This window comes from Paractinoplanes ovalisporus, from assembly GCF_016834655.1.
Taxonomy (GTDB): domain Bacteria; phylum Actinomycetota; class Actinomycetes; order Mycobacteriales; family Micromonosporaceae; genus Actinoplanes; species Actinoplanes ovalisporus.
The window spans coordinates 244,230-270,361 of record NZ_JAENHP010000005.1 but is presented as its reverse complement, the minus strand read 5'-3'; the positions used below and the strand labels follow the sequence as shown (position 1 = coordinate 270,361).

Sequence of the window (26,132 nt, the reverse complement as noted above, 5' to 3'; positions counted from 1 at the left end):
CGGCTTTTATAGGCATTTCTCGGTATCCGCTCCTTGTACGAGGTTCATCGGCTGGAGCGGCCATCCCAAACCCCCACCCGCCCTGGGGAACGGCAGGGACGTTACGCCCTGTCAAGGCCGCGCGGAGCGTTGTCCACAGCCGCCGGCCCGTGGCGTTGCTGACACCCCGCTACGCCAGAGCCGGCACGATCTCGGCCCGCTCGACGCCTGCCCCCGCTACGCCGGCGCCAGCACGATCTCGGCCCGCGCCCGCCCCTCCCGCTCCGAGACGATCGCCAGCACCTCACCTGAAGGCGCGAACACCGCATACGGGCCCTCGATACCCACCGGCGCGAGCGGCCCGCCGTGGCTCAGCACCCGCGCCTCGTCGGCCGTCGCCTCGCGCTGCGGGAACGCCTGCCGGGCGGCTTCGGCCATCGGGAGCGTCACCACGTCGGGCGCGACCGCCTCCAGCTGCTCCAGCGTGCGCGCCTCGGCCAGCGTCATGCCGCCGACCGCCGTACGTCGCAACGCCGTCAAGTGGCCACCGACGCCGAGCAGCGTTCCCAGGTCGCGGGCGATGGCCCGGATGTATGTGCCGGACGAGCACGTCACGTCGATATCCACGTCGACCGCGTCGGCCGTGTGCCGGATATCGAGCACGTCGAGCCGCGAGATCGTGACCCGGCGGGCCGGGATCGAGACCTCTTCGCCCTCGCGCACCCGTTTGTAGGCCCGCTCCCCATTGATCTTGATGGCGCTGACCGCGCTCGGCACCTGGTCGATCTCGCCGCGCTGCCGGGCCAGCCCGTCGTGGATCGCGACGTCGGTGACCTCGTCGACCCCGGACGTGGCGGTGATCTCGCCCTCGGCGTCGTCGGTGATCGTCGACTGGCCCAGGCGGATCGTCGCGGCGTAGCTCTTGGACGAGCCGATCACGTACGTGAGCAGGCGCGTCGCCCGGTTGACCCCGATGATCAGCACACCGGTCGCCATCGGGTCGAGCGTGCCGCCGTGACCGACGCGCCGGGTCTTGGCCAGCCGCCGGATGCGCGCCACCACGTCGTGCGAGGTCATCCCCGCCGGCTTGTCCACCACGATGAGTCCGTCCGCATTCACGGCACCACCCTAGAAGCCCCTAGGAGGACCCACTGTCACGGCACCACCCTGGAAAGCCCCCGGGAGGACCCGCTCTCACGGCACCACCCGGAAGACCGCGCACCGCGCCAGAAAGCTAGGAGCTCCGGGAAGCTCCGGTGACGACCCACCGATCCGACCGCCAGCGCCACACGGTCGTGACGAACCGGATCGCGATCAGCAGGGCCAGCCCGGCCCACACCCCGCCCAGGCCGAGGTCGAAGAAGTAGGCGATCCAGATCGCGGGCAGGAAGCCCAGCAACGCCGCGGCCAGCGTGATGTTGCGGAGAAAACGCACGTCGCCGGCGCCGATCAGCACCCCGTCGAGCGCGTAGACCACCCCGGCGAACGGCAGCAGCCCGATGAACCAGGGCCAGATGACCGCCGCCTGGTCGTGGATCCCCTGATCGGGGGTGAACCAGCCGGGGATCGACCCGGCGCCCGCGGTCACGAAGAGGGCGAACACGACACCGGACAGCCCGCCCGCGATCGTCACCTTGCGGGCCACCGCCTTGGCGTCGTCCGCGCTGCCGCCACCGAGCGCGGCCCCGACCAGCGACTGGGCGGCGATCGCGACCGCGTCGAGGGCGAGCGCGCTGAAGAACCACAGCTGCAGGGCGATCTGGTGGGCGCCGACCGACTCGACGCCGAATCGGCTGGCCACCGCGGTCGCCGAGAGGAAGCAGGCCTGGAAGGCGGCGCCGCGGATGAGCAGGTCACGCCCGAGGCGCAGCTGCTGGCCGATGATCTGCGGGCTGGGACGCAGCTGCCGGGTCTCGCGGACCAGCGCGTACAGGAAGAAGCCGCCGGACACGCTCTGGGCGATCACGTTGGCGACGGCCGAGCCGGTGAGACCCCAGCCGACCGGATAGACCAGCAGGGGGCAGAGGATCGCCGACAGGACGTTCGCGCCCAGCACGAAGATCAGGGGGCGGCGGGTGTCCTGCACCCCGCGCATCCAGCCGTTGCCGGCCGCGGCGAGCAGCAGGCCGGGAGCGCCGAGCGCGGCGACCCGCAACCACCCGGCGGCGGCTTCGGCCGTCTCGGGATCGCCGGCCAGCGCGTGGGCCAGGGGTCCGGCGAAGGCTTGGGCCAGCAGGGCCAGCAGGACGCCGACGGTCAGCGCCAGCCAGGAGGCCTGGACACCCTCGGCGACGGCCGCGGCCCGGTCACCGGCACCGAAGCGCCGGGCGGCGCGGCCGGTGGTGCCATAGGCCATGAGCGCGCCGAGCCAGGCGGCCAGCGACATGACCGAACCGCTGACGGCGACGGCCGCGAGCGGCACGGGACCGAGGTGGCCCACCACGGCGGTGTCGACCAGCACATAGAGCGGCTCGGCGGCCAGCACGACCAGCGCCGGCAGGGCGAGCTGGGCGATGCGGCGGGCGGACGCCTGTTCAGGTGCGGCGTGCGGCTGGGCAGGCGGGCTCATGGACAGTCATGATGCCCGCCCAGCCGTAAGGACTGCAATTCAGTGTGGTGCTTACCCGAATTACTGGCGGGTGTCCATCGACGTCTGCAGGGCGCGGCGGGCAGCCTCGCGGGCTTCGTCGGTGTTCTGGGGCTTCGGCTTGGCAGCCATGATCGTGGTCCTTCCACGGTGGGTGTGGGCGCGGCCGAACGGGCACACGCCGCAGGGATCGGTCGAGCAGGCGTCACATCGGGGCCGGCCCGGGATCGCCGGGCGCTCGGCGCTGGGTGACGCGACCCGGATGGGTGAACCCGGGTGGCTCGAGGTTCCACGGCGGGCGGTGGTCACGGCCGCGCAAAACCAAATCACCGTTCAGGGACCAAACTATCGTTCAGGTCCGCCTTCTGGAGCGCGGTTCCCACGAATCGAGACAGCGGGCGGATACCCGACAGTCACCCGGGAACACAAAAGCGCGCGCCCTCCATGAGAGCGCGCGCCTTGCAGTGCAGGTCAGGCCAGGTTGGCGTCCAGCAACGGGCGGATCTGGGCGATGACCTCACCGGGGGTTCCGTACGCCGTAAAACCCGCCGCCAAGCGATGGCCCCCGCCGCCCAGCGCGACCGCGACCGCGCTCACGTCGACACCCCCCTTGGAGCGGAGTGACACCGACCACTCCCCCGGCACCAGTTCCTTGACCACCACCGCCACGTCGGCCTCGGCCACCCCACGCACCGGGTCGATGAGCGAGTCGAGCACGTAGGGCCTCTGGTGGTGCCGCTCCAGGTCGGCGTTGGTCGCGTAGGTCCAGACCATGCCGTGCCCGCCCGCCGCCTCGGGTTCGAGCAGCGCCCGGCCCAGCACCTCGCCGGCCAGCTTCATGGCGCCGAACGGGCGGGTGTCGAAGATGCGGCGCGCGATCTCGCCGGGGCTGATGCCGGTGGCGATCAGCCGGGCCGCCAGCGTGTGCACCGACGGCGAACGCACGAACTTGAACGAGCCGGTGTCGGTGGCCAGGGCGACGTAGAGGCATTCGGCGATCTCGGCGTCGAGCTCGACCCCGAGCCGGACCAGCAGCTCGTCGGCCACCACGGAGGTCGCGACAGCGGCCGGGTCGACCAGGTTCACATCGCCGAAGCTGGTGTTGGAGGCGTGATGGTCGAGCACCACCACCGGCGCGGCGCCGTCGAGCCGGCCGGCCAGCCCGACCAGGCGTGATTCGGACGCCACGTCGAAGATCAGGATCAAGGCCGGTTCCGCGTACGCCTCCCGCTCCTCGACGAGCAGGTCGGCGCCCGGGAGAGCGCGGTAGGGCTCCGGAACGTCGAACTCGCCTGGGAAGGTCGCGCGCAGGCCGGTGAAGCCCAGTTGCCGCAGCCCCAGGGCGAAGCCGAGCATGCTGCCCAGCGCGTCCCCGTCGGGGTTGACGTGACAGATGAGCTGCACCTCGGCGTCGAGGGGCACGGAGCGGATCGCGGCGACGGCGGCGTCCCAGTCGCGGTCGCGGATGCCGGAAGACGAGCGGCCCGGCTCAGTGCCGGGCCGCATTACCTCAGACGACGTCAACTCTGGTCCTCGCGGGCGCCGACCCGCTCGGTGGTCTCGTCGTCGTCCTCGTCGTCGCTCTTGTAGGGGTCGGCGTCGCCCGCGTATTGCTTGCCGGCCGACAGCCGCTGCACCTCCTGGTCGCGCTGGCGCGCCTCGGCGAGCAGGTCGTCGATCTCTTTGGCGTGGTCGAGCACGTTGTCGAGCACGAAGGCCAGGCTCGGCGAGTGCCGCAGGCCCAGGGCGTGGCCCACACGGCTGCGCAGCATGCCCTTGGCGCTCTCGAGCGCGGCCTGGGTGCCCGCCTGCTCCGCGGAGTCGCCGAGCACCGTGTAGTAGACCGTGGCCTCGCGCAGATCACCGGTGATCCGCGCGTCCGTGATGGTCACCATGCCGAGCCGGGGATCCTTGATCTCACGTACCAGCGACGCCACCAGTTCCCGTACGCGTTCCGCATGCCGACGCGTCTTGGCCGGGTCCGACATATCGCCCACCTCCGACTATGATCCCGCGGGTCAGAAAAGCCCCCGCCCAACTGCTGAAAGCCTACCCACGAGCCCGCCGGCCCGAACGTCCCCGTCGGCCGTCCGCGTCAGTCGTCGTCGCCGTAGAGACGGCGCTTGACCGACAGCAGCTCGACCTCGGGCCGGCCGGCCACCTGGTTCTCGCAGGTGTCGATGACGGCCCGGGCCTGAGCGGCCTCGGCCGCCACCACCGCCACGCCGAGCTGGGCCCGGGCGTGCAGGTCGTGAAAGCCCACCTCAGCCGCGCTGACCTCGTATTTCTTCAGCATGGCGAGGATCGGGCGGACGTAGGAGCGCTTCTGCTTGAGCGAACGCGAGTCGCCGGGCAGGAGCAGGTCGAACACTGCGGTCTCGGTATACATCAGCGCGAAGGGTACTGCCGGGGTACGACAGTTCGCGGCTCAATTTCGCCGGGCGATCAGCACGTCCCGCTCGATGCCCTGGTCGACCCGGTGCACCAGGGGCAGCTGGGGCACGAGTTCCAGCCCGTTGGCCTGCAGGATGTCCTCGGCCAGCTCGCGCCGGGCGACCTTGGTGTTCCACGACAGCCCGATCGCTCCGCCCGGCCGCAGCAGGGGCAGCCACTGCGGCACGGCCCGCTCCAACAGGTCGAGCGGGCGCCGCGTGATGCCGCCGTCCTCGTCGTAGGAGCCGTGTGCGACCCCGTAGGGCAGGTCGGCGACCAGCACGTCGGCGACACCACCGCGCAACAGGCCCTCGAGCTGGGTGGTGTCGGCCTGCAGCACGACGAGCTTCTGCACCGCCCCCGCCTTGTGGTCGTCCTTGCTGGCGGCCATGGTCACCTCGAGCCGGCGGGCGGCGCGACGGCCCTGACGCCGTACGGGAACGAGGTCCGCGGTGTGTTTGAGCCGCTTCCGCTTGAGCCAGGTCTGCAGGAAGAGCTTGTACGCCTCGACGTCCTTGCCGTCGATCTCGATGCCGATGCCGTCGAAGCCGTACATCAGCGCCTGGTTGAGCGTGGTGCCCCGGCCGCACAGCGGGTCGAGCACGGTCAGTCCGCCGTCGAGCAGACGGCCGGGCCACGCCGAGGCCAGGATCGTGAGGTTGAGGACGAGCTTGGTGAACTGCTCGTTGGTCTTGCCGGCGTACTTCGGGATGGTGATCAGGTCGCTGTCGTAGCGGGCCAGCGGCGTCATCATGACCGGGCGCAGGTGGTCGTCACCGGTGCGTTCGAACAGCGCGTACGCCGCCGAGAGGTTCGACAGGTAGGCCACGTCGCGCACGCTCAGCTCGCCGGTGAACGCCAGATATTCCACGCCGCCGAGCGTGGTGACCTCGATGTCGTCGAGGCCGGCTGAGAGCGCCGGCGCGAAACCGGCCAGTTCGGCGATCGCGAGCTGGGCGGCCTGATCGGCGTAGACGCGGTTGGCGGAGGGCGCGAGCAGAAGAACGTACCGGGACATGCCGTCGATTTTGTCAGGACCCGGTCAGCGCCTCCGCCGCCGGGCTCACCAAGCGAGCGCCCCGGCCCGCGTTGCCGCGGACGGGGTGGGCTCACATAGCGAGCGCCCCCGCCCGCGTTGCCGCGGACGGGGGCGCTTCACCAGCACTCGCAATTACGCGCGGGGCTTCTCACGCATCTCGAAGGTCTCGATCACGTCGCCGACCTGCGGGGTGCCGAAACCGCTCAGCGTCAGACCACACTCGAAGCCCTCGCGGACCTCGGTGGCGTCGTCCTTGAAGCGGCGCAGCGAGCTGATCGTGACGTTCTCGGCCACCACAGTGCCCTCCCGCAGGATACGGGCCTTGGCGTTGCGGCGGATGAGACCGGTGCGGACCATACAACCGGCGATGAGTCCGATCTTGGACGAGCGGAAGACCTCGCGGATCTCCGCCGTGCCCAGCTCGACCTCTTCGTACTCCGGCTTGAGCAGACCCTTGAGCGCGGCCTCGATCTCCTCGATGGCCTGGTAGATCACGCTGTAGTAGCGGATCTCCACGTTCGCCCGGTCGGCCATCTCCTTGACCTTGTTCGAGGCCCGGACGTTGAAGCCGATGATCGTGGCGGTGGCCTCCGAGGAAGCCGACGCCAGGTTCACGTCGCTCTCGGTGATCGCACCGACGCCGCGGTGGATGACCTTGAGCTGGATCTCGTCCGGAATCTCGATCTTGAACAGCGCGTCCTCGAGGGCCTCGACCGAACCGGACGAGTCGCCCTTGATGACCAGGGTGAGCGAGGTCTTCTCGCCCTCCTTGAGCTGCTCCATGAGCGTCTCGAGGGTGGCCTTGGTGCGCGAGTTGGCGAAGCTCGCCGCGCGGCGGCGGGCCTGCCGCTGCTCGGCGATCTGCCGGACCGTGCGGTCGTCCTCGCCGGCGAGGAACGTGTCGCCCGCGCCGGGCACCGAGGTCAGACCGAGCACCAGGACCGGACGGGCCGGCAGGGCCTCGGCGACCTGGTTGCCGTTCTCGTCGAGCATGGCGCGGACGCGACCGTGCGCGCCGCCCGCCACGATCGAGTCGCCGGCCCGCAGCGTGCCCTTCTGCACCAGCACCGTCGCGACCGCACCACGACCCTTGTCGAGGTGCGACTCGACGACCGCGCCCTGGGCCGCCCCGTCGATCGGAGCGGTTAGCTCCAGCGACGCGTCGGCGGTGAGCAGGACGGCCTCGAGCAGCTCGTCGATGCCGATCCCGGGCTTGGCGGCCACGTTCACGAACATCGTCTCGCCGCCGTACTCCTCGGCCAGCAGGCCGTAGTCGGCCAGCTGCTGACGCACCTTCTCGGGGTTGGCGTCGGGCTTGTCGACCTTGTTGACCGCGACCACGATCGGCACCTCGGCCGCCTTGGCGTGGTTCAACGCCTCGACCGTCTGCGGCATGACGCCGTCGTCGGCCGCGACCACGAGGATGACGATGTCGGTCACCTGGGCACCACGGGCACGCATGGCGGTGAACGCCTCGTGACCCGGGGTGTCGAGGAAGGTGATCGCCCGGTCGTCCCCGTTGTGCTCGTAGTGCACCTGGTAGGCGCCGATGTGCTGGGTGATGCCACCCGCCTCGCCGGCGACCACGTTGGTCTTGCGGATCGCGTCGAGCAGCTTCGTCTTACCGTGGTCGACGTGACCCATGACGGTCACGACCGGCGAACGGCTGACCAGGCGGTCCTCCGCGACCTCGGCGTCGAGGTCGATGTTGAACTGCGCGAGCAGCTCGCGGTCCTCGTCCTCGGGGCTGACGATCTGGACGTCGAAGCCCAGGTGCTCGCCCAGCAGGAGCAGGGTGTCGTCGGAGACGGACTGGGTCGCCGTCACCATCTCGCCCAGGTTGAACATCTCCTGGACCAGCGAACCGGGGTTCGCGTTGATCTTGTCGGCGAAGTCGGAGAGCGACGCGCCGCGGGAGAGCCGGATCTCCTGGCCCTGACCACGCGGGGCGCCCGAGCTCATCTGCGGAGCCGACAGGTTGTCGAACTCCTGACGCCGCTGCTTCTTCGACTTGCGACCGCGGGTCGGCCGGCCACCCGGACGCCCGAAGGCACCCGCGGCACCGCCGCCACGACCGCGACCGCCACCACCGGGACGACCGGGAGCGCCGGCACCGGCCGGAGCACCGCCGCCGCCACCGGGACGGAAACCGCCACCGCCGCCACCACCGGGACCGCCACGGTAGCCACCGCCACCGCCGCCGCCACCGGGACCGCCGCGGAAGCCACCGCCACCGCCGCCACCACCGGGGCCGCCACGGTAGCCGCCACCGCCGCCACCGGGACCGCCACGGCCGCCGCCGGGACCACCGGGACGACCGGCGCCGCCGCCGGGACCACCACGGCCGGGACCGGCCGGGCGCTGCGCGGGCATGGACGCGGGGCTGGGCCGCGGCGGCATCGACGCCGGGCTCGGCCGCGGCGGCATGCCGGGCTGGTTGGGCCGGGGCATCGCGTTCGGGGTGGGCCGGGACCCACCGCCGCCGGACACGCCGAACGGGTTGTTACCGGGACCACGCTGCGGCGGGCGCGGGGCACCACCGGCGGGGCCGGGACGCGGACCACCCGGAGCACCGGGCGCCGCGGGACGAGCCGCCGGGGAACCCGGGCGCGGCGGAACCGCGTTGGGGCCCGGACGGGGACGCGAGCCGCCGTCGGCCGGCGGCTGCTGGGCGCGACGCTCGGCGTCGCGGGTGCGGGCGGCCTGTGCGGCCTTGACCGCGGCCTCCTGCTCGGCCTTGAGCGCCGAGGCACGGGCCTCGGCCGCTGCGACCTCGATGTCGTGGGCACTCGCCGGCTTGGCGACCGGACCGGGCGTGGGGCCCGGGCGGCCGGCCGGCGGCTTGGGACGCGCGAAGGAACCGGGTGACGGCGCCGCCGGGGACGTGGGGGCGCTGGGCGCTCCCGCGGCCGGGGCGGCCGGCTTGCGCGGCGGCTGGGGCCGCGCGTTGGGCGGAGCCGGACGGGCGGAGGTGGGGGCGGGGGCACTGGGCGCCGACGCGGCCGGGGCCGCCGGAGCGGAACCTGCCTCGAGGGCACCACGCAGCCGCCGGGCCACCGGAGCCTCGACCGTGCTGGATGCGGACTTGACGAACTCGCCCATCTCTTTGAGCTTGGCGAGAACGGTCTTGCTGTCGACCCCGAGCTCCTTCGCGAGCTCGTGTACGCGGGCCTTTCCTGGCACTGCACTCCTCACTTCGAGGTCGTGCGAGCGCACCCGCAACGACCTCACTCGTGCACTAGAAGCCTGTTCATTTCAGGGACTTCATCGTGTGCTCATCTGGGTCGTCCTACCTTGCTGGGTCGTGACGCGGCCACGGCGGCCGTGTCATCGGTCGTTCCGAGTGGAATGGAGACCACACGGATGTGCTCGGCAAGCATTCCGGTGTCAGCAACACCGGGGAGACGCAGCGCCCGCCCGAAGGCCCGGCGCCGCTCCGCCAGCGCGAAGCAAGCCGGATCAGGATGCAGATGCGCTCCCCGACCCGGCAGTCGGCGGTTCGGATCGGGCTGGAGCCGGAGATCATCCCCGGAGCCGGCCGCGACGAACCGAATCAACTCGGAGGCCGGCGCGCGTTTGCGACAACCGACACAGGTTCGCGTCGGACCGACCACGTGAAAGTCTACCCCTCGTATGCCCCGGACGCGTATCCGGTCAGCTTCCCGCCTCGGCCGCATCACGGTCGGCCGGTGCGGAACGGTCCGAAGATCCAGTGGGCTCGTTGTCCGGCCGGATGTCGATCCGCCACCCGGTGAGCCGGGCCGCGAGCCGCGCGTTCTGGCCTTCCCGGCCGATCGCAAGCGACAGCTGGAAATCGGGCACGGTGACCCGGGCCGTCCGGGTGGCGGCGTCCACCACCTCGACACGCAGGGCCTTTGCCGGCGAGAGGGCGTTGCCGACGAACTGGGCCGGGTCGTCCGACCAGTCGATGATGTCGATCTTCTCGCCGTGCAGCTCGCTCATCACGGCCCGGACCCGCTGGCCCATCGGGCCGATGCAGGCGCCCTTGGCGTTGACGCCCGGGACCGTCGAGTGGACCGCGATCTTGGTGCGGTGACCTGCCTCACGTGCGATCGCGGCGATCTCGACCGTGCCGTCGGCGATCTCGGGCACCTCGAGGGCGAACAGCTTCTTGACCAGGGCCGGGTGGGAGCGCGAGAGGGTGACCTGGGGGCCGCGGAAGCCCTTGGCCACGTGCACCACGATCGCCCGGATGCGCGACCCGTGGTCGTACGACTCGCCGGGCACCTGCTCGGACTGCGGGAGCACCGCCTCGATCTTGCCGAGGTCGACGATCACGATGCCCTTCTCGGCCCGCGCGGCGTCGGCCTGCACGATGCCGGTGACCAGGTCGCCGTCGCGTCCCGCGTACTCACCGAAGTGCTGCTCGTCGGTGGCCTCGCGCAGACGCTGCAGGATCACCTGCTTGGCGGTCATGGCGGCGATGCGGCCGAAGTCGTGCGGGGTGTCATCCACCTCACGCACCACGGTGCCCTCGTCGTCGAGCTCCTGCGCCAGCACCGAGGCGACGCCGGTCTTGCGGTCGATCTCGACGCGGGCGTGGCTCTGGGCGCCCTCGGTGTGCCGGTAGGCGGTCAGCAGGGCCGTCTCGATGGCGGCCAGAATCGTGTCGAACGGGATCTCCCGCTCGCGCTCCAAGGCGCGCAGCGCCGCGAGGTCGATGTTCATTCCTCGCCCTCCCCTTCGTCCTCATCGTCGTCTTCGTCGTCGAACTCGGCCTCGTCCAGCCGCTTGAACTCGATCTGCACCTTGCCCGGCCCCAGCTCGTCGTAGCGCAGCTCGCGGGGTGTGCCGTCGACGTCGAGCACGACACCCTGGTCGTCGGTGTCGACCACGCGGCCGGTCAGCCCGTTGACCGCGACCAGCCGGCCCCGGTTGCGCCGCCAGTGGCGGGGCAGGGTGAGGGGGCGGTCGACGCCGGGGGAACCGACCTCGAGCTGGTATTCGCCCGCCAGCACCTCGCCACCGCTCTCGTCGGCCGCGTCGAGGGCGGTCGAGATCTCGCGGGACACGATCGCCACGTCGTCGAGGCTGATGCCGCCGTCGGTGTCGACCAGCACGCGCACCAGGTGCCGGCGGCCGGCCCGGGTGACGCTGACGTCTTCGAGGTCGTAGCCCGCGCGGGTGACGACCGGCTCGATCACCTCGCGCACGCGGGCGCGGGCGGCGGTCAGGTCGATGCGCGGCGCGGCGGGGACGGTGGATTCCTCGTCCTCGCGACGGCGGCGCTGCCCCGGGCGCTGTCCGGGCCGGGACCCGGCGCGACCACGCTGCGTCATCGGTGCTCGACCCTTCTCTCACAATCGGACAAACGACTATATGCCGCCGGGCCGGAAAGCCCCGCGGCTGGGACAGAGCGTAACGCGCCCGGGCTCGCGCCGGTTCGCCGCCGCACCGATTCCGCGCCATCCGCAGGTCACGGTGTGTACCCCATGGTGTTGACTGGCGCGGTGCGCATGAGCATCACGGGGTACAGCCGCCGGCGGGTCCTGGGAGCGACCGTGGCCGGCGTGGCCACCACCGCCCTGAGCGGGTGCGGGCTCTTCGACGACGAGCCCGCGCCGCCCGAGCAGCCCGATCCGCTGCAGCCCCTGCTCGACGAGGCGGTCGCGCTGGCCGCCTCCTACGACCGGGCGGTCGCGGCCCAGCCCGGTCTGGCCTCCCGGCTCACGCCCCTGGCCGAGGACCACCGCACGCACGCGGCCGAGATCTCGCGGCTGATCGGCAAGACGCCCCCCTCGGCCGGCCCGAGCGCGAGCCCGCCGGTCGGCGCCCCGGCCGAGACGATCGCCACGCTGCGCTCGGCCGAGCAGGCGGCGCAGAAGTCGGCGGTCGCGTTGTGCCGGGCCGCCCCGGCCGAGCGCGCCGCCCTGATCGGTTCGATCGCCGCCAGCCGGGCCACCCACGCCGAGGCGCTGCGATGAACCCCCAGCTCGGAGCGGCCCTCGCGGCGGAGGAGGCGGCCATCTACGCGTACGGGATCATCGGGGTCAACCTGAGCACCACGGGTGACGTGACCGAGGCGCGCACGGCCGAGCAGGCGCACCGCGGCCGGCGCGACTACCTCGTCGGGCGGCTGGCCCAGCTCCAGGCCAGTTCGGCGCCGTCGCCCGCGGGCTACCAGCTGCCGTTCGAGGTGACCGACCGGGCCGGCGCGCTCAAGCTGGCGATCCACGTGGAGGACGGCGTGGCCCAGGCCTGGCGGCCGGTGCTGCCGGTGACCACCGGCAACGACCGGGCCACGGCCCTGGCCGCGATGACCGAGGCGGCCGTACGGGCGACCCGCTGGCGCCGCCTGGCCGCGGTGAGCCCGGTGACGCTGCCGTTCCCGGGGCGTCCCTGAAATCCGTTAAGTCCCTTCTCCAGCTACGCGCTGTACATCTACCGCATACGCATGGATGCCCGAGAATGAGCGGGTGCAGGACGAGATCGACTTCACCTCGCCCCGGGGCCGCCTGGCCACCCGGCTGAGCGACGTCGTCGGACACCGCTGGCCGGCCGAGGTGCAGGCGATCGGCGTGCACGGCTCTCTGGCCCACGGCGACGACCACGACTCCAGCGACGTCAACCTGGTCGTGCTCACCTACCGCCCGGGCCACGGTCCCCGGCCCGCGCTGCGCCGGGTCGACGGCATCCTGGTCGACCTGCAGGTCACGACGGCCGAGGAGGGCCTGCGCCGGGCCCGCGAGCTGACCCCGCGCTGGCCGTTGGAGGCCGAGCGGTTCGTCACCAGCCGACCGCTGCACGACCCCCACGGCCTGTTCGCCCGGCAACGCGACGCCCATCTGGGCCGGCTCGCCGAGGCCCGGCCGCTCGAGTTCAGCGGCCTGGCCCGGCACGACTGGGAGATCGCGGCGGCCGCGCACGCCCGGGCGGTGCGGCTGGCCGAGTACTACGACACCGACGCCGCGCTGGTGATGATGGCCGAGGCCCGCCTGCACGCCGCCCTGGTCGCGGGCCTGCTCAGCCGCACCTATTTCCGCAACCAGGCCGACGCGGTCAAACGCACCGGGCTGGCCGGGGCCGACGTGCAGGAGCTGAGCAAGATCCTCGACGCGCAGGCCGAGGACCTGACGGCGCGGGGCCGCCCGGTCGACGGCACCCTGAAGGAGTTCCTCGAATAGTCAGACGCCGACGCCGATCAGCGCGCCGATGCCGTACGTGGCGAGGGCGGCCAGCGCACCCAGGGCGAGCTGCCGCAGGCCGCCCGACCACCACGGACGGGCCGTGAACCGGCCGACGACCGCGCCCGCCGCGAACAGGCCGAGCCCGCCCACCCCCAGCGCCAGCCACAGGCTGTCGAAGCCGAGCAGATAGGTGAGCAGCGGGATCAGCGCGCCGACGGCGAAGCACACGAACGACGACCCGGCCGCCGTCCACGGGCTGGGCAGCTCGTCGGGCACCACCCCCAGCTCCTCCTGCGCGTGCACCCGCAGCGCCTGGTCGGGGTGCTCCTTGAGGATGTCGGCGACCTCACGGGCCAGCGGCTCGGGCAACCCGCGGGCGACCCACATGCCGACCAGCTCGTCGGCTTCCCCGTCGGGGTTGCGCTGCAGCTCGCGCAGCTCCTTGGCCAGCTCGGCCGCGACCTGTTCGTTCTGGGTGCGGACGCTGGTGTATTCGCCGATGCCCATCGAGATGGCGCCGGCGACCAGGCCGGCCACCCCGGTGAGGACCAGCGTGCCGCGGTCGACCCCGCCGCCGCCGACCCCGGCGATCAGGGCGATGTTGGTGACCAGCCCGTCCATCGCGCCGAAGGTCGCCGCCCGCAGCCAGCCGCCCGAGACGTCGGCGTGGTGGTGCTCGGCGACCTCGGTCACGGCCGGGTCAGGATCTCGGCGCCGTCGTCGGTGACCACCAGCGTGTGCTCGAACTGGGCCGTCCACCGGCGGTCCTTGGTGACGACCGTCCAGCCGTCCTTCCACATGTCGTACTCGTGGGTGCCCAGCGTGATCATCGGCTCGATGGTGAAGGTCATGCCCGTCTCGATCACCGTGTCGAGGCGCGGGTTGTCGTAGTGCGGGATGTAGAGCCCGGAGTGGAACGTCTCGCCGATGCCGTGACCGGTGAAGTCGCGGACCACGCCGTAGCCGAACCGTTTCGCGTACGACTCGATGACCCGCCCGACGACGTTGATCGGGCGCCCGGGTGCGACCGCCTTGATGCCGCGCATCATCGCCTCGTGGGTGCGCTCGACGAGCAGGCGGGCCTCCTCGCTCACCTCGCCCACGCAGAACGTCGCGTCGGTGTCGCCGTGCACGCCGTTGAGGAAGGCCGTGACGTCGACGTTGATGATGTCGCCGTCCTCCAGCACGGTCGAGTCGGGGATGCCGTGGCAGATCACCTCGTTGAGCGACGTGCAGCACGACTTCGGGAAGCCCTTGTAGCCCAGCGTCGACGGGTAGGCCCCGTGGTCGCAGAGGAACTCGTGCACGACCCGGTCGATCTCGTCGGTGGTGACGCCCGGCTTGCAGTGCTCCCCGGCGAGCTGGGTGGCCTGGGCCGCCAGCCGCGAGGCGATCCGCATCTTCTCGATGGTCTCGGCGGTCTGCACGTGGGAGCCACGCCACTCTTTCGGGCGCTTCTTGCCGACGTACTCCGGGCGGACGATCGACGCCGGGACGGCGCGCCAGGGCGACTGCTTCCCCGGCGCCAGCGGGGCGCGAACGGTCATTGCTGAGCCTCCCGGGACATGCCCTCCCGGCCCTCGCCTGCGGGGCCGTAGATCGGTTCGGTCATATCCAGAGCCTATCGCCGGACGCCCGCCCCGCCGGTGTGGCGGCGGCCGCACGATAACGGCTCAGTTGAGCCCGAACGGGCGGTTCTTGCCGGTGTCGGGCCCCTGTGTAATCGTGTCAGCGTGGATCAAGAGCGGGCGGACCAGAACTTCACGGCCACGGCGGTCGTGCAAGCGGGCCGGGTCGTCGTGACGGTCAGCGGCGAGGTCGACATGTCCACCGCCGAGACCATGTTCCGCACGGCCGCCCGGGACGACGTGGCCGCGGCCACCCTCGATCTGCACGCCGTCACGTTCTTCGACTCGGCCGCCATCCACGCGCTGCTGCGGCTGGCCGAGCACTACCCCGGCGCGCTGACGGTCCTGCCCTCACCGCAGGTGCGCCGGGTGCTCGAGATCTCGGGCCTCTCGACCCAGCCCTGGCTCAAGGGCTGAGCTCCCGCCGCAACGTCACGGCTGTTCCCTCGGGCGAGCGCAGCACCGCGAGCTCGGACAACGCGCCGATCAGGGCCAGCCCGCGCCCCCGGAACCCGCCGCCCTCGCTCGGCCGCCAGCTGCCGGTGTCGCGGACGACGACCGTCACGGCGTCGTTGTCCAGCGAGGCCTCCACCGTGATGAAGGGCTCGGCCGGGTCGACCGGGTGCTCGATCGCGTTGGCGGCCGCCTCGGACACCGCGACCGTGAGGTCGAACGCGTCGGCCTCGGGCACCTCGTGCCCGGTCAGGAAATCGTCGAGCCGCCGGCGCAGCACGCTGAGCTGGGTCGGCTCGGCCGGCAGCCGCAGCACGAACTCGCGCGCTTCGGTGGTCTCGAGGGCGAGCAGGGCGATGTCGTCGCGGCGGGGGCGCCGGGCCGCCTTTCCCAGCAGGGTGTCCAGCAGGTCCTCCACGTGTTCGGCCGGCTTGGCGGCGTCCGCGGTCAGCTCGGCCAGCCCGGCGTCGATGCCGATCCGCCTGTCCTCGATCAGTCCGTCGGTGTAGAGCAGCAGCCGCGCCCCGGTGGGCAGGGCGGCCGAGAGCGTGGGGTATTCGACGTTCGTCAGAGCGCCGATCGGTGGCCCGAGCGCCGCGTCGTAGAGGAACGATCCGAGCTCCCCCGGCGGCACCAGCACCGGCGGCGGGTGCCCGGCCGACGAGAAGTGCAGCCGCCGTTCGCGCGGGTCGTAACGCACGCACACGACGGTCGCGAACTGCCGCCGGCCCAGGTTGTCGACGAGCCGGTTGAGCCGGGTCAGCGCCTCGCCGCAGTCGAAACCCTCCAGGATGTACGCCCGCAGCGCGTTGCGGAGCTGGCCCATGCCGGCCGCGGCCTGCACACCCTTGCCGACCACGTCGCCGATGACCAGATAGAGCTGCTCGTCCTGTCCGGCGATCACGTCGTACCAGTCGCCGCCGACCTCGGCCTCGCTGCTGCCGGGCAGATAGCGGCTGGCCACGATCATGCCCGGCAGCTGCGGCAGCGACTGGGGCAGCAGGCTGTGCTGCAGGGTGCTCGCGATCCGGTGCTCGGCCTCGTAGAGCCGGGCGTTCTCGAGCCGCAGCCCGATCAGGCGGGCCAGCTGGGCGAGCACGGCCGGTTCCGGGGTGGCCTGCGGCGAGGCCCAGACCCGCAGCTCACCGACGGTCGCGCCGGAGGTGTCGGGCAGCGGCAGCACCACGTCGGGCCGGGCGCCCGGGTCGGCGCCGGCGTCCACTTCGGCCCGGGCCCCGGGGACGGTGACCACCACCCGACCGGCCGACGCCATGTCGCGCACGTGCTGGGCGGCGACGTCGAGCACCTCGGCCGTGGTGCGGACGGAGTTGACCGCGGCCGCCGTGTCGACCAGCTCACGCAGGCGGTGCAGGACCTGGCGGCGGGCCTGCCCGAGGTCGAGGTTGGCCCGCACCCGCGCGGTCAGGTCGCGCGCCGAGAACGGCTTGACCAGATAGTCGTCGGCGCCGGCGGCCAGGCCCTCGCTGGACGCCTCCTCGCCGGCCCGGGCCGAGAGCACGACGATCGGGATGTCGCGGGTGCGCTCGCCGGCGCGCAGGGCCGCGATCAGGCCGAACCCGTCGAGCCGCGGCATCATCACGTCGGTCAGCACCAGGTCGAACGGCTGCCGCTCGGCCAGTTCGAGCGCGGCCCGGCCGTCGACGGCGGTGGTGACGTCCCACAGCGTGCGCAGCAGCCGGGACAGGTGGTCCCGCAGGTCGGCGTTGTCGTCGGCGAGCAGGATGCGACCGCGGGGCCGTCCGGTCGCGGCGGGCTCCGGCGATGGCTCCGGCTGCGCGTCACCCGTCCCCCAGTGCTCGGCCTCTTCCACGTACGGGCGGGGGTCGATCTCGGGGACGGGGCTCTCGGCGCTCTCGGCGACCCGGTCGGCGGGCAGGTGGGCCGTGCCGAACGGGATCGTGACGGTGAAGGCGCTGCCCACGCCGGGCTCGCTCTCGACCCCGGCCGACCCGCCGTGCAGCTCGGCCAGTTCGCGGACCAGGGCCAGGCCGATGCCGGTGCCCTCGTAGCTGCGCGACCACACTCCGGTGACCCGGTGGAACCGGTCGAACAGCAGCGGCAGCTGGTCGGGCGGAATGCCGACGCCGGTGTCCCGCACGATCAACTCGGCGCCGCGGTCGGCCACCCGGACACGCACCTCGATGCGCCCGTGGGCGGTGAACTTGACCGCGTTCGAGAGCAGGTTGAGGACGAGCTTCTCCCACATCTCGCGGTCGACGTGGACCGGCGCCGGCAGCGGGGGCGCGTCGACCACCAGCTCGAGCCCGGCCCGTTCCGCCGCCGAGCGGAAGGTGCTGGCCAGCCGGGACGTGTAGTCGGCCAGATCGGTCGGGCGGTAGGCGGCGCGCAGCCGCCCGGACTCCAGGCGCGAGAAGTCGAGGACCGTGTTGACCAGCTTGAGCAGGCGCAGGCCGTTGCGTTCCATGGCCTGCAACCGTTCGCGCTGCTCGGCGGGCAGTTCCGGGTCGTCCAGCAGGTCTTCGAGGGGACCCAGGATCAGGGTCAGCGGCGTACGGAACTCGTGGCTGACGTTCGAGAAGAAGTTGGTCTTCGCGCGATCGAGGGCGGCCAGTTCGAGCGCGCGGGCGCGTTCCTGCTCGTACGCCCGCAGGTTGCCCACGGCCCGGGAGATCTGCGCGGCCGCCAGGTCGAGGAAGTCGCGGTAGCCGCCGCCGAGCGCCAGATAGCGGCTCACCCCGACGATCAGGGCCCCGACCCGGGCGGTGCCGACGGTGATCGGCAGCACGAGCGCCTCGTCGGCCGCGGAGGGCGGAGCGTCGGTGATCTTGCGCAGCGCCGCGGGCTCCGTCTCCCCGGTCGCGATCACCCGTCGTACGACCGGGTGGATCGGTCCCTCGTGGTCGTCGAGCACCAGTTCGGCGTACGGGACGTCGGCCGCGTTCTCCGCGAACACCGCCACCGCCTCGGCCGCCAGCGCCGCCTGATCGGGTGAATCGGCCAGGCGCGAGCCCAGCGCGCTCAACGTCCGCACCCGCCGCTCGCCGAGCACCCGCCCGGTGGTGTCGCTGACCACGCAGAAGATGCCCTCGACGGAGCCGGTGGCGCCGCGGATCGGGTCGTAGGAGATGTCGAAGTAGGTCTCTTCGAGGAAGCCGTGCCGTTCGAGCATGAACGGGTGGTCGGCGGCCCAGAACGCCTCGTTGTCCCGGAACACGCCGTCGAACAGGATCTTCAGCACCGACCAGGTCTCGGCCCACAGCTCACGGCCCGGACGGCCCAGGAACTGCGGATGTTTGGTGCCCATGGCCGGGATGTAGGCGTCGTTGTAGAGCGAGCAGTGCTCCGGGCCCCAGAAGATGATGATCTGCGCCCGGGAGGCGAGCATGGTCGCCACCGCACCCCGGAGCTCGGGGGGCCAATCGGCCGGCGGTCCGAGCGGACTGGTCGACCAGTCGAACCCGGCCATCCGGCGACCCATTTCGCCGCCCCGCTCGAACGCCGTGCGGAGCTGACTCGGAAGGGCGCCGTCCGAGCTCGCGCCCATGGGTCCTCCCACGCGTCAACAACCGGCGAACCGTTCCGCCGGTACGGTTGAGCACCGTAACACCGGAAGGGACGCCCGTGCCCGGCGTGGTTACGCGGCGAAGGCTTCCGGTTTCAGTCCGGAGCGGGTGGCCGCGGCTTCCACGAGCGCGGCGAAGAAGCGCAGATCGGCGGTGCGCTCCGGGTGCCACTGCACCCCCACGGCATACGTGTAGGAAGGGTCTTCGAGGATCTCGATCACGTGGTCGTCGGGGCACCAGCCGGTCGGGGTGAACGACCCGGGGTTGTCGACAGCCTGGTGGTGGAACGAGTTCACGACGGTGTGCCCGCCGATCAGCGAGTGCGCGAACGAGCCGGGCTCGGTGATGACGTCGTGCCGTCCGTAGGCGGAAGCGTCGGCGGCCAGCGGGTCGGTGCCGGCCGCGGCCCGGTGCCGGTCGTGGCCGATCAGGTCGGGCAGGTGCTGGTGGAGCGTGCCACCGCCGACGACCGCCATCACCTGCATGCCGCGGCAGACGCCGAGCAACGGAAGGTCGGCCGCGAGCGCGGCGCGCATCAGCATGATCTCGGCCTCGTCGCGTTCCTTGTCGACCTCGGTCGCCGGGTGCCGCTCGGCCCCCCAGTAGGCCGGGTCCACGTCCCCGCCACCGCTGAAGACGATCCCGTCGAGCGATTCGAGCACGTCGGTCCCGGGGTCGTCCGGGGTGATCAGCACGGCTCGGCCACCGACGGCGTGCACGGCTCGCACATATGTCATGGGGAGCATGCCCGCCATGAGGTTGTTGCTGCCGTACGTCACCTGCTGGGCGTATGCCGTCATGCCGATCAGGGGCCTGCGCATTCGGTGCCTTCCTCCTTGTTTCCCGGTCTTCTACCTTGCTGCCGCTCTTTTACCTTGCTGCCGTCACCAGGGCGCCGAAGAGCCGTTCGTCACGGATCACCTCGGGGTGCCACTGCACACCCAGAACAAACCGCCGGTCCGGATCCTCGACCGCCTCGGCCAGGCCGTCCTCGGTGCGGCCGGTCACTGTGAGCTTTCCGGCATCGGCCACACCCTGGTGGTGAAAACACCGGATTGCCAGGTCGTCACCCATCAGACCGGCGATGCGGCTGCCGGGGACGAACGAGGCTTCGTGCTCGCCGTAGACGCCCGGGGCCGGCCGGTGCCGGTCGTGGCCCAGAACGTCGGGCAGATGCTGGTGCAGCCGGCCCCCGGCGGCGGCGACCAGGAGTTGCATGCCGCGGCAGACACCGAGGACGGGCACTTCTTGTTCCAACGCCCGCCGGACGAGCAGTATTTCGGCCCGGTCACGATCGGGGCGGGTCACGGTCAGCGGCTCGGGCTCGGCGCCGTAGAGCTCGGGGCTCAGATCGGGGCCGCCGGCCAGCACCAGGCCGTCGAGGATGCCGAGCACGTCGGTGTCCTCGTGCTCGGGGATCAGCACGGGCCGGCCGCCGGCCTGGCTGACCGCGGCCACGTAGTCGTGCGGGATCAGGGTGGTGGGCAGATCGCGCCAGACGCCCCAGGTGGCCGGTTCCACATAGGTCGTGATGCCGATGATCGGACGCATCGCCCCACCGTAACCAGATCACGTTTCGGATCAACCACCGAAACGGCTCGGAAAAGAGGCGCGCGGCGTCGCCTCCATATGCGGAGGCGGCGCCGCGCCCGGGTCCCTCTGTCCCACCCCCACCGGGATCGACCGGCAAGGGCGGGGATTCGACCCCTTCACCCCACTGATCACCAGGGTGTACAGGGGCGATGCCCGTGGAAACGGGACTTTAAACACATCAAAGCGGAGTTACATAGGCTCCCGTGATTCCGCCGTCGACCACGAATTGCGAGGCGGTCATGAAGGAGGCGTCGTCGGAGGCGAGGAAGGCCACCGCGGCGGCGATCTCCTCGGGTTCGGCGAACCGGCCCATCGGCACGTGCACCAGGCGGCGCGCGGCCCGCTCCGGATCCTTGGCGAACAACTCCATGAGCAGCGGAGTGGCGACCGGCCCGGGGCAGAGCGCGTTGATCCGGATGCCCTCGCGGGCGAACTGCACCCCCAGCTCCCGGGTCATCGCCAGCACCCCGCCCTTGCTCGCGGTGTAGGCGATCTGCGACGTCGCGGCGCCGAGCAGGGCCACGAACGACGCGGTGTTGATGATCGAGCCCTTGCCCTGGCGCTGCATGTGCGGGATCGCGTACTTGCAGCAGAAGAAGACGCTGGTCGTGTTGACCTTGAGGACCCGCTCCCAGGCGTCCAGGCCAGTGACCAGGATCGAGTCGTCGTCGGGCGGGCTGATGCCGGCGTTGTTGAAGGCGATGTCGACCCGGCCGTGGCGCTCGGCCACGCCGTCGAACAGGGCCTTGACCTGCTCCTCGTCGGAGACGTCGCAGGCGACGAACTCGCCGCCGGTCTCCTTCGCGACCGCTTGGCCCGCTTCCTCCGAGATGTCGACGGCGACGACCTTGGCTCCCTCGGCGGCGAACCGCCGGGCCGTGGCCAGACCGATCCCACTGCCGGCGCCGGTGATGACGGCGACCCGGTCCTGTAGACGCTCCACTTAATCTCCCATTGCCATGAACACGTTCTTGACGTCGGTGAAGCTGAGCAACGCGTCGGGGCCCAGTTCACGGCCGAGGCCGGACTGCTTCATGCCGCCGAACGGCGTCCAGTAGCGCACCGAGGAATGGCTGTTGACGCTGAGCGCGCCGGTCTCCACGGCTCGCGAGACCCGCAGCGCACGGCCGAGGTCGCGGGTCCAGAGCGAGCCGGAGAGGCCGTACTCGGTGTCGTTGGCGAGCCGGACCGCGTCGTCCTCGTCGGAGAACGGCAGCACCGACAGCACCGGTCCGAAGACCTCCTCGCGCCAGTGGCGGTCCTCGGTCGAGTGGGCCAGCAGCACCGTCGGCGGGAACCACCAGCCGCTGTCGGTCGGCGCGCTCCCGCGGAAGGCGATGTCCGACCCTTCGACGTACGAGGTCACGGTCTGCCGGTGGCCGGCCGAGATCAGTGGGCCCATCTCGGCCGTGGGGCTGGACGGCTGCTCGACCCGGAAGGCCTTGACCGCCGGCTCCAGCAGCGACAGGAACTTGTCGTAGACCGACTCCTGCACCAGCAGCCGGGACCGGGCGCAGCAGTCCTGACCGGCGTTGTCGAAGACGCTGGACGGGGCCGACGCGGCGGCCTTCTCCAGGTCGGCGTCGGCGAAGACGATGTTGGCGCTCTTGCCGCCCAGCTCCAGGGTCACGCGCTTCACCTGGTCGGCCGCGCCCGCCATGATCGACTTGCCGACCTCGGTGGATCCGGTGAAGCAGACCTTGCGTACGGCGGGATGGGTCACGAACCGCTGCCCGACGACCGACCCCTTGCCGGGCAGGATCTGGAAGACGCCCTCGGGCAGGCCCGCCTCCAGAGCCAGCTCGCCGAGCCGGATCGCGGTGAGCGGGGTGAGCTCGGCCGGCTTGAGCACGACCGTGTTGCCGGCCGCCAGCGCCGGGGCGAAACCCCAACCGGCGATCGGCATCGGGAAGTTCCACGGCACGATGATCCCGACCACGCCCAGCGGCTCGTGGAACGTCACGTCGAGGCCGCCGGCGACCGGGATCTGGCGGCCGCTGAGCCGCTCGGGGGCGCCGGCGTAGTAGTCGAGCACGTCGCGGACGTTGCCGGCCTCCCAGCGGGCGTTGCCGATGGTGTGGCCGGAGTTGCGTACCTCCAGCCCGGCCAGCTCGTCGAGGTGCTGGTCGACCAGGGCGGCGAAGCGGCGCAGCAGCCGGGCCCGGTCGCCCGGCGCGACGGCCCGCCAGGCCGGGAACACCTTGGCCGCCCGCTCGATGGCGGCATCCGTCGCCGCCAGGTCCAGGGACGGCACGGTCGTGAAGACCTCGCCCGTGGACGGGTTGATCACATCAGTCACGCTGCTCATGATCACATCCGCTCGAAGCCGCGGCGCAGCTCCCAGTCGGTGACGGCGGCGTCGAACGCGGTCAGCTCCACCTGGGCCATGTTGGCGTAGTGACCGACCACGTCGGCCCCGAATGCCGTTTTCGCCACCTCGCTGCCCAGCCACAGCTGCTGCGCCTCCCGCAGCGTGGTCGGGACCCGCTCGGCGGCCGCGTCCTCGTACGCGTTGCCCGGCGTCTCCGGCTCCAGCTCGAGGTTGTTCTCGAGGCCGTGCAGCGCGCCCGCGACCAGGGCCGCGATTGCCAGGTAGGGGTTCACGTCCCCGCCCGGCACCCGGTTCTCGACCCGCATGCCCTGGCCGTGCCCGGCGATCCGCAGCGCGCAGGTGCGGTTGTCCACACCCCAGCGCAGCGCGGTCGGCGCGAACGACCCGGCCTGATACCGCTTGTACGAGTTGATGTTCGGCGCGAACAGCAGGCTGAACTCGCGCATCGTGGCCAGCAGCCCGGCCAGCACCCGCTGCCCGGTCTCGCTGAGGTGGGCCGGCCCGTCGCCGAGCATGGCCGACTTGCCGTCGCGGCCGCGCAGCGAGAAGTGGATGTGGCAGGAGTTGCCCTCCCGCTCGTTGGGCTTGGCCATGAAGGTCAGCGACATGCCCTCCTGGGCGGCGATCTCCTTGGCCCCGTTCTTGTAGATCACGTGGTTGTCGGCGCAGGTCAGCGCGTCGGCGTAGCGGAACGCAATCTCGTGCTGCCCGAAGTTGCACTCGCCCTTGGCGCTCTCCGGAAGCAGCCCCGCGCCGTACATCTCGTTGCGGATGCGGCGCAGCAGCGGCTCGACCCGGGCCGTCCCGAGCAGCGAATAGTCCACGTTGTACTGGTTCGCCGGCACCAGGCCGCGATAGCTCTTGTCGAACGCCTGCTCGTAGGAGTCCTGGAAGAGCACAAATTCCAGTTCGGTTCCCGCGTACGCGGTGAGACCGTGCTCGGCCAGCCGGTCGAGCTGGCGCTTGAGGATCTGCCGGGGCGAGGCGTAGACGGGTTCCCCGCCGGTGGTCTCGAGGTCGGCCAGGACCAGGGCTGTCCCCTCCTGCCAGGGCACCTTGCGCAGCGTCGTGAAGTCGGGCTTCATCACGAAATCGCCGTAACCGCTGGACCACGAGGACATCTCGTAGCCGTCCACGGTGTTCATGTCGACGTCCACCGCGAGCAGGTAGTTGCAACCCTCGCTGCCGCCGCTGACCACCTCGTCGACGAAGTAGCGGCCGTGCAGGCGTTTGCCCTGCAGCCGGCCCTGCATGTCGGTCAGCGCCAGCAGCACCGTGTCGATGCTGCCGTTGTCGACGGAGACGTCCAGTTCCTCGAGATCCATCAGGTTGTCCCCCTCTGTGCGGGAGGCCAGGCCCCGTTTCGAGCCCGGCCCCCATTTTTGTGTCAGTTCTCGGTCGGCATCGTCTGTTCGCCGTGATGAGCCTTCTCGATCAGGTTCTGCTTCGGCCCGGTGAACCACTTACGGGCGCCCGCGAACCACCAGATCGTGGCGAAGGCCAGCACGACCAGGACCGCGAAGATCGTGTAGTTGAAGTTGGCCGCCGTGATCGGGCTCGCCGTCGGCAGGATGAACAGGATGCAGATGATCACGACCCAGACGATCGCGATCCAGCCCACGGCCGCGCTCCACCGGCCGAGGTGCCACGGGCCCCGCTCGAAGTCCGGGTTCACCCGCCGCAGGAACACCGGCACCACGTACGCGATGTAGAGACCGATGACCGCGACCGAGGTGGCCGCCAGATAGGCCGTCGTGTTCCACAGCGACGGCAGCACCAGCAGCGTGGACAGGGTCACGCAGAGCCAGATGGAGTTGGTCGGGGTGCCCGTACGGGGATTGACCTGCTTCCACAACCGCGAGCCGGGCAGCGCGCCGTCGCGGGCGAAGGCGTACGACATCCGGGAGTTCGCGGTCACCGAGGCCATGCCGCAGAACCACTGCGCGACCATGCAGATGAACAGCAGGAACGTGCCCGTGTTGTGCCCAGCGGCGTCGATGAAGATCTGCGCCGGCGGCAGGCCCAGGTCGGTGGTCCGCTGCGCCTCGTAGTCCTGGATCGACCAGGTGATCGCGAACAGCAGCACAAAACCGGCGATCACCGAGACGACCACGGACATCACGATGCCCCGCGGCGCGGCGTTCGCGGCGTCGTGCGTCTCCTCGGCCACGTGCGCCGAGGCGTCGTACCCGGTGTAGGTGTACTGCGCCATCAGCAGACCGATGAGCACGGCGTAGACGCCCGCCCCGGCGAAGGTGAAGCCGGTGGCGTTGTGGACCTCGGTGAACACCTCGGAGATCGGCTTGTGGGTGTCCGGCACGATCGCCAGCACGCCGACGATGACCGCCACCCCGACCAGGTGCCACCAGGCGCTGACGTCCGAGAGCAACCGCACCAGGTTGACGCCGAACGTGTTCAGCAGGCCGTGCACGACGATGATGACCAGGAAGATCAGGAACGTGCGCCCGGTCGTCACCTCCATGTCGAACGTCAGGCTGAGGAACGCCGAGGTGGTGATGGCCGCACCGAAGTCGATGGCGGCGGTGACGGCGACCTCGCCGAGGAAGTTGAACCAGCCCACGAACCAGGCCCAGGCGGCCTTGTTGCGTTTGGCCAGTGCCGCCGCCCACCAGTAGAGCGCGCCGGCGGTCGGATAGGCCGAGCAGACCTCGGCCATGGCCAGGGCCACGAAGGTCACCATGATGCCGACGAACAGCCAGCCCAGGGTGATGGCGATCGGGCCGCCGGCGGTCATGGCGATCCCGTACGAGGTGATCGCGCCGGCCAGAATGGAGATGATCGAGAAGGAGACCGCGAAGTTCGAGAAGCCGGACAGTCGGCGATGCAGTTCCTGCTGGTAGCCGAGTTGGGCAAGGCGTTCTTCGTCGGTGCTGGGTGCGGGGTTGACGCTCATGTGCGGCTCCCTTACCGAAGGGGTGCTGTGACCGAGGCCACGGCGTGCCGTGATGATCTCTCCGCTCTGTTACACCAGTCAATGCGCAGAGTTAATTGCGTTGCTCTGCCCCTATCGGCGCGGGCACACTCATAGCCATGACAGGGCATCGGAACACTTCCGGACGAGCCCTGCCGGTGTTCTGACGCCGCACTCATCACGGCGCGCGGGCCCTCGGCAGGTTCGCGAACACCTCGGGCGTCCATAGACGCCCTACCCGCGGCGGCGCGGGGCGCGGTCACCTCTCTCTCACGCGGCATCGCCGCGCCACGCGCCCGTCCCGCGCCGCCGCCCTCAACCTGACTCGCCACGCCGGGCAACCTCTCCCCCTCCCCGCGCAGCACCCCCGCCCCCACCTGCGGCAACGTGGATCACGCCGCCGATTTGTCCAAAAAATCTGCAGCGTCGGTACTAGAAATCCGGCTGTGATCGGCATATGGTT

At 71.2% G+C, this 26,132-nt stretch carries 23 protein-coding genes; 4 read left to right on the top strand and 19 right to left on the bottom strand.

Annotation, left to right across the window (positions count from 1 at the left end; genetic code table 11):
* Positions 1-216 precede the first annotated feature (216 nt).
* The 10 genes from truB to rimP all read right to left on the bottom strand — a co-directional run bounded on the left by truB (position 217) and on the right by rimP (position 11,338).
* Positions 217-1,098 carry a tRNA pseudouridine(55) synthase TruB gene (gene truB / locus JIG36_RS19135; RefSeq protein ID WP_203377685.1) on the bottom strand — a complete coding sequence of 294 codons (882 nt, stop codon included), beginning with the start codon at positions 1,096-1,098 and terminating at the stop codon, positions 217-219.
* A gap of 115 nt (positions 1,099-1,213) precedes the next feature.
* Positions 1,214-2,548, bottom strand: coding sequence for an MATE family efflux transporter (locus tag JIG36_RS19130; protein WP_203377684.1), 1,335 nt, complete (start codon positions 2,546-2,548; stop codon positions 1,214-1,216).
* A gap of 489 nt (positions 2,549-3,037) precedes the next feature.
* Positions 3,038-4,072: a DHH family phosphoesterase gene (locus JIG36_RS19125; protein WP_203377683.1), complete on the bottom strand. Its 1,035-nt coding sequence runs from the start codon at positions 4,070-4,072 to the stop codon at positions 3,038-3,040.
* A 14-nt stretch (positions 4,073-4,086) separates the two neighbouring features.
* The gene (rbfA, locus tag JIG36_RS19120; RefSeq protein WP_203377682.1) at positions 4,087-4,554 is read right to left on the bottom strand and encodes a 30S ribosome-binding factor RbfA; all 468 of its coding nucleotides are present in this window, start codon (positions 4,552-4,554) and stop codon (positions 4,087-4,089) included.
* Between the two features lie 107 nt (positions 4,555-4,661).
* Positions 4,662-4,955: a DUF503 domain-containing protein gene (locus JIG36_RS19115; RefSeq protein WP_203377681.1), complete on the bottom strand. Its 294-nt coding sequence runs from the start codon at positions 4,953-4,955 to the stop codon at positions 4,662-4,664.
* 39 nt (positions 4,956-4,994) lie between these two features.
* Entirely contained in the window at positions 4,995-6,017 is a 1,023-nt protein-coding gene (locus JIG36_RS19110; RefSeq protein ID WP_203377680.1) for a TRM11 family SAM-dependent methyltransferase, read from the bottom strand.
* A gap of 153 nt (positions 6,018-6,170) precedes the next feature.
* Complete coding sequence (infB, locus tag JIG36_RS19105) at positions 6,171-9,221, bottom strand: translation initiation factor IF-2 (protein WP_203377679.1); 3,051 nt, start codon at positions 9,219-9,221, stop codon at positions 6,171-6,173.
* A 92-nt stretch (positions 9,222-9,313) separates the two neighbouring features.
* Entirely contained in the window at positions 9,314-9,715 is a 402-nt protein-coding gene (locus tag JIG36_RS19100) for a YlxR family protein (RefSeq protein ID WP_203377866.1), read from the bottom strand.
* Entirely contained in the window at positions 9,693-10,727 is a 1,035-nt protein-coding gene (gene nusA, locus JIG36_RS19095) for a transcription termination factor NusA (protein ID WP_203377678.1), read from the bottom strand. The genes JIG36_RS19100 and nusA overlap by 23 nt, the downstream gene beginning before the upstream one ends.
* The gene (gene rimP / locus JIG36_RS19090; protein ID WP_203377677.1) at positions 10,724-11,338 is read right to left on the bottom strand and encodes a ribosome maturation factor RimP; all 615 of its coding nucleotides are present in this window, start codon (positions 11,336-11,338) and stop codon (positions 10,724-10,726) included. Before rimP ends, nusA begins: the two co-directional genes overlap by 4 nt.
* A gap of 177 nt (positions 11,339-11,515) precedes the next feature.
* Between rimP and JIG36_RS19085 the strand changes: the two genes are divergently transcribed.
* Genes JIG36_RS19085 through JIG36_RS19075 form a run of 3 tightly spaced genes read left to right on the top strand, consistent with a single transcriptional unit; the run spans position 11,516 to position 13,183 of the window.
* Positions 11,516-11,983 carry a hypothetical protein gene (locus JIG36_RS19085; protein ID WP_236047580.1) on the top strand — a complete coding sequence of 156 codons (468 nt, stop codon included), beginning with the start codon at positions 11,516-11,518 and terminating at the stop codon, positions 11,981-11,983.
* The gene (locus JIG36_RS19080) at positions 11,980-12,402 is read left to right on the top strand and encodes a ferritin-like domain-containing protein (protein WP_203377675.1); all 423 of its coding nucleotides are present in this window, start codon (positions 11,980-11,982) and stop codon (positions 12,400-12,402) included. The genes JIG36_RS19085 and JIG36_RS19080 overlap by 4 nt, the downstream gene beginning before the upstream one ends.
* A 55-nt stretch (positions 12,403-12,457) precedes the next feature.
* Positions 12,458-13,183 carry a nucleotidyltransferase family protein gene (locus JIG36_RS19075; protein WP_203377674.1) on the top strand — a complete coding sequence of 242 codons (726 nt, stop codon included), beginning with the start codon at positions 12,458-12,460 and terminating at the stop codon, positions 13,181-13,183.
* Here the strand turns inward: JIG36_RS19075 and JIG36_RS19070 are convergent, their stop codons facing one another.
* Both JIG36_RS19070 and map read right to left on the bottom strand, forming a co-directional pair.
* On the bottom strand, positions 13,184-13,879 hold the full coding sequence (locus JIG36_RS19070; RefSeq protein WP_203377673.1) for a VIT1/CCC1 transporter family protein: 696 nt from the start codon (positions 13,877-13,879) through the stop codon (positions 13,184-13,186).
* On the bottom strand, positions 13,876-14,733 hold the full coding sequence (gene map, locus JIG36_RS19065; RefSeq protein ID WP_203377672.1) for a type I methionyl aminopeptidase: 858 nt from the start codon (positions 14,731-14,733) through the stop codon (positions 13,876-13,878). Before map ends, JIG36_RS19070 begins: the two co-directional genes overlap by 4 nt.
* 186 nt (positions 14,734-14,919) lie before the next feature.
* Between map and JIG36_RS19060 the strand changes: the two genes are divergently transcribed.
* On the top strand, positions 14,920-15,231 hold the full coding sequence (locus JIG36_RS19060) for an STAS domain-containing protein (protein WP_203377671.1): 312 nt from the start codon (positions 14,920-14,922) through the stop codon (positions 15,229-15,231).
* Here JIG36_RS19060 and JIG36_RS19055 read toward each other — a convergent pair.
* The 7 genes from JIG36_RS19055 to JIG36_RS19025 all read right to left on the bottom strand — a co-directional run bounded on the left by JIG36_RS19055 (position 15,221) and on the right by JIG36_RS19025 (position 25,651).
* The gene (locus JIG36_RS19055; RefSeq protein WP_236047578.1) at positions 15,221-18,793 is read right to left on the bottom strand and encodes a SpoIIE family protein phosphatase; all 3,573 of its coding nucleotides are present in this window, start codon (positions 18,791-18,793) and stop codon (positions 15,221-15,223) included. The two genes, JIG36_RS19060 and JIG36_RS19055, sit on opposite strands and share 11 nt — an antisense overlap.
* Before the next feature lie 90 nt (positions 18,794-18,883).
* Positions 18,884-19,633, bottom strand: coding sequence for a gamma-glutamyl-gamma-aminobutyrate hydrolase family protein (locus tag JIG36_RS19050; RefSeq protein WP_203377670.1), 750 nt, complete (start codon positions 19,631-19,633; stop codon positions 18,884-18,886).
* A gap of 49 nt (positions 19,634-19,682) precedes the next feature.
* Positions 19,683-20,363, bottom strand: coding sequence for a gamma-glutamyl-gamma-aminobutyrate hydrolase family protein (locus JIG36_RS19045; RefSeq protein WP_203377669.1), 681 nt, complete (start codon positions 20,361-20,363; stop codon positions 19,683-19,685).
* Between the two features lie 220 nt (positions 20,364-20,583).
* Positions 20,584-21,348, bottom strand: coding sequence for a 3-oxoacyl-ACP reductase (locus JIG36_RS19040; RefSeq protein WP_203377668.1), 765 nt, complete (start codon positions 21,346-21,348; stop codon positions 20,584-20,586).
* A complete protein-coding gene (locus tag JIG36_RS19035) occupies positions 21,349-22,713 on the bottom strand; it encodes an aldehyde dehydrogenase family protein (RefSeq protein WP_203377667.1) in 1,365 nt (454 codons plus the stop codon).
* A gap of 2 nt (positions 22,714-22,715) precedes the next feature.
* Entirely contained in the window at positions 22,716-24,062 is a 1,347-nt protein-coding gene (locus JIG36_RS19030) for a glutamine synthetase family protein (RefSeq protein WP_203377666.1), read from the bottom strand.
* Between the two features lie 62 nt (positions 24,063-24,124).
* Positions 24,125-25,651 (bottom strand): amino acid permease, encoded by a 1,527-nt coding sequence (locus tag JIG36_RS19025; RefSeq protein ID WP_203377665.1) that lies wholly within the window; start codon positions 25,649-25,651, stop codon positions 24,125-24,127.
* Positions 25,652-26,132 lie beyond the last annotated feature (481 nt).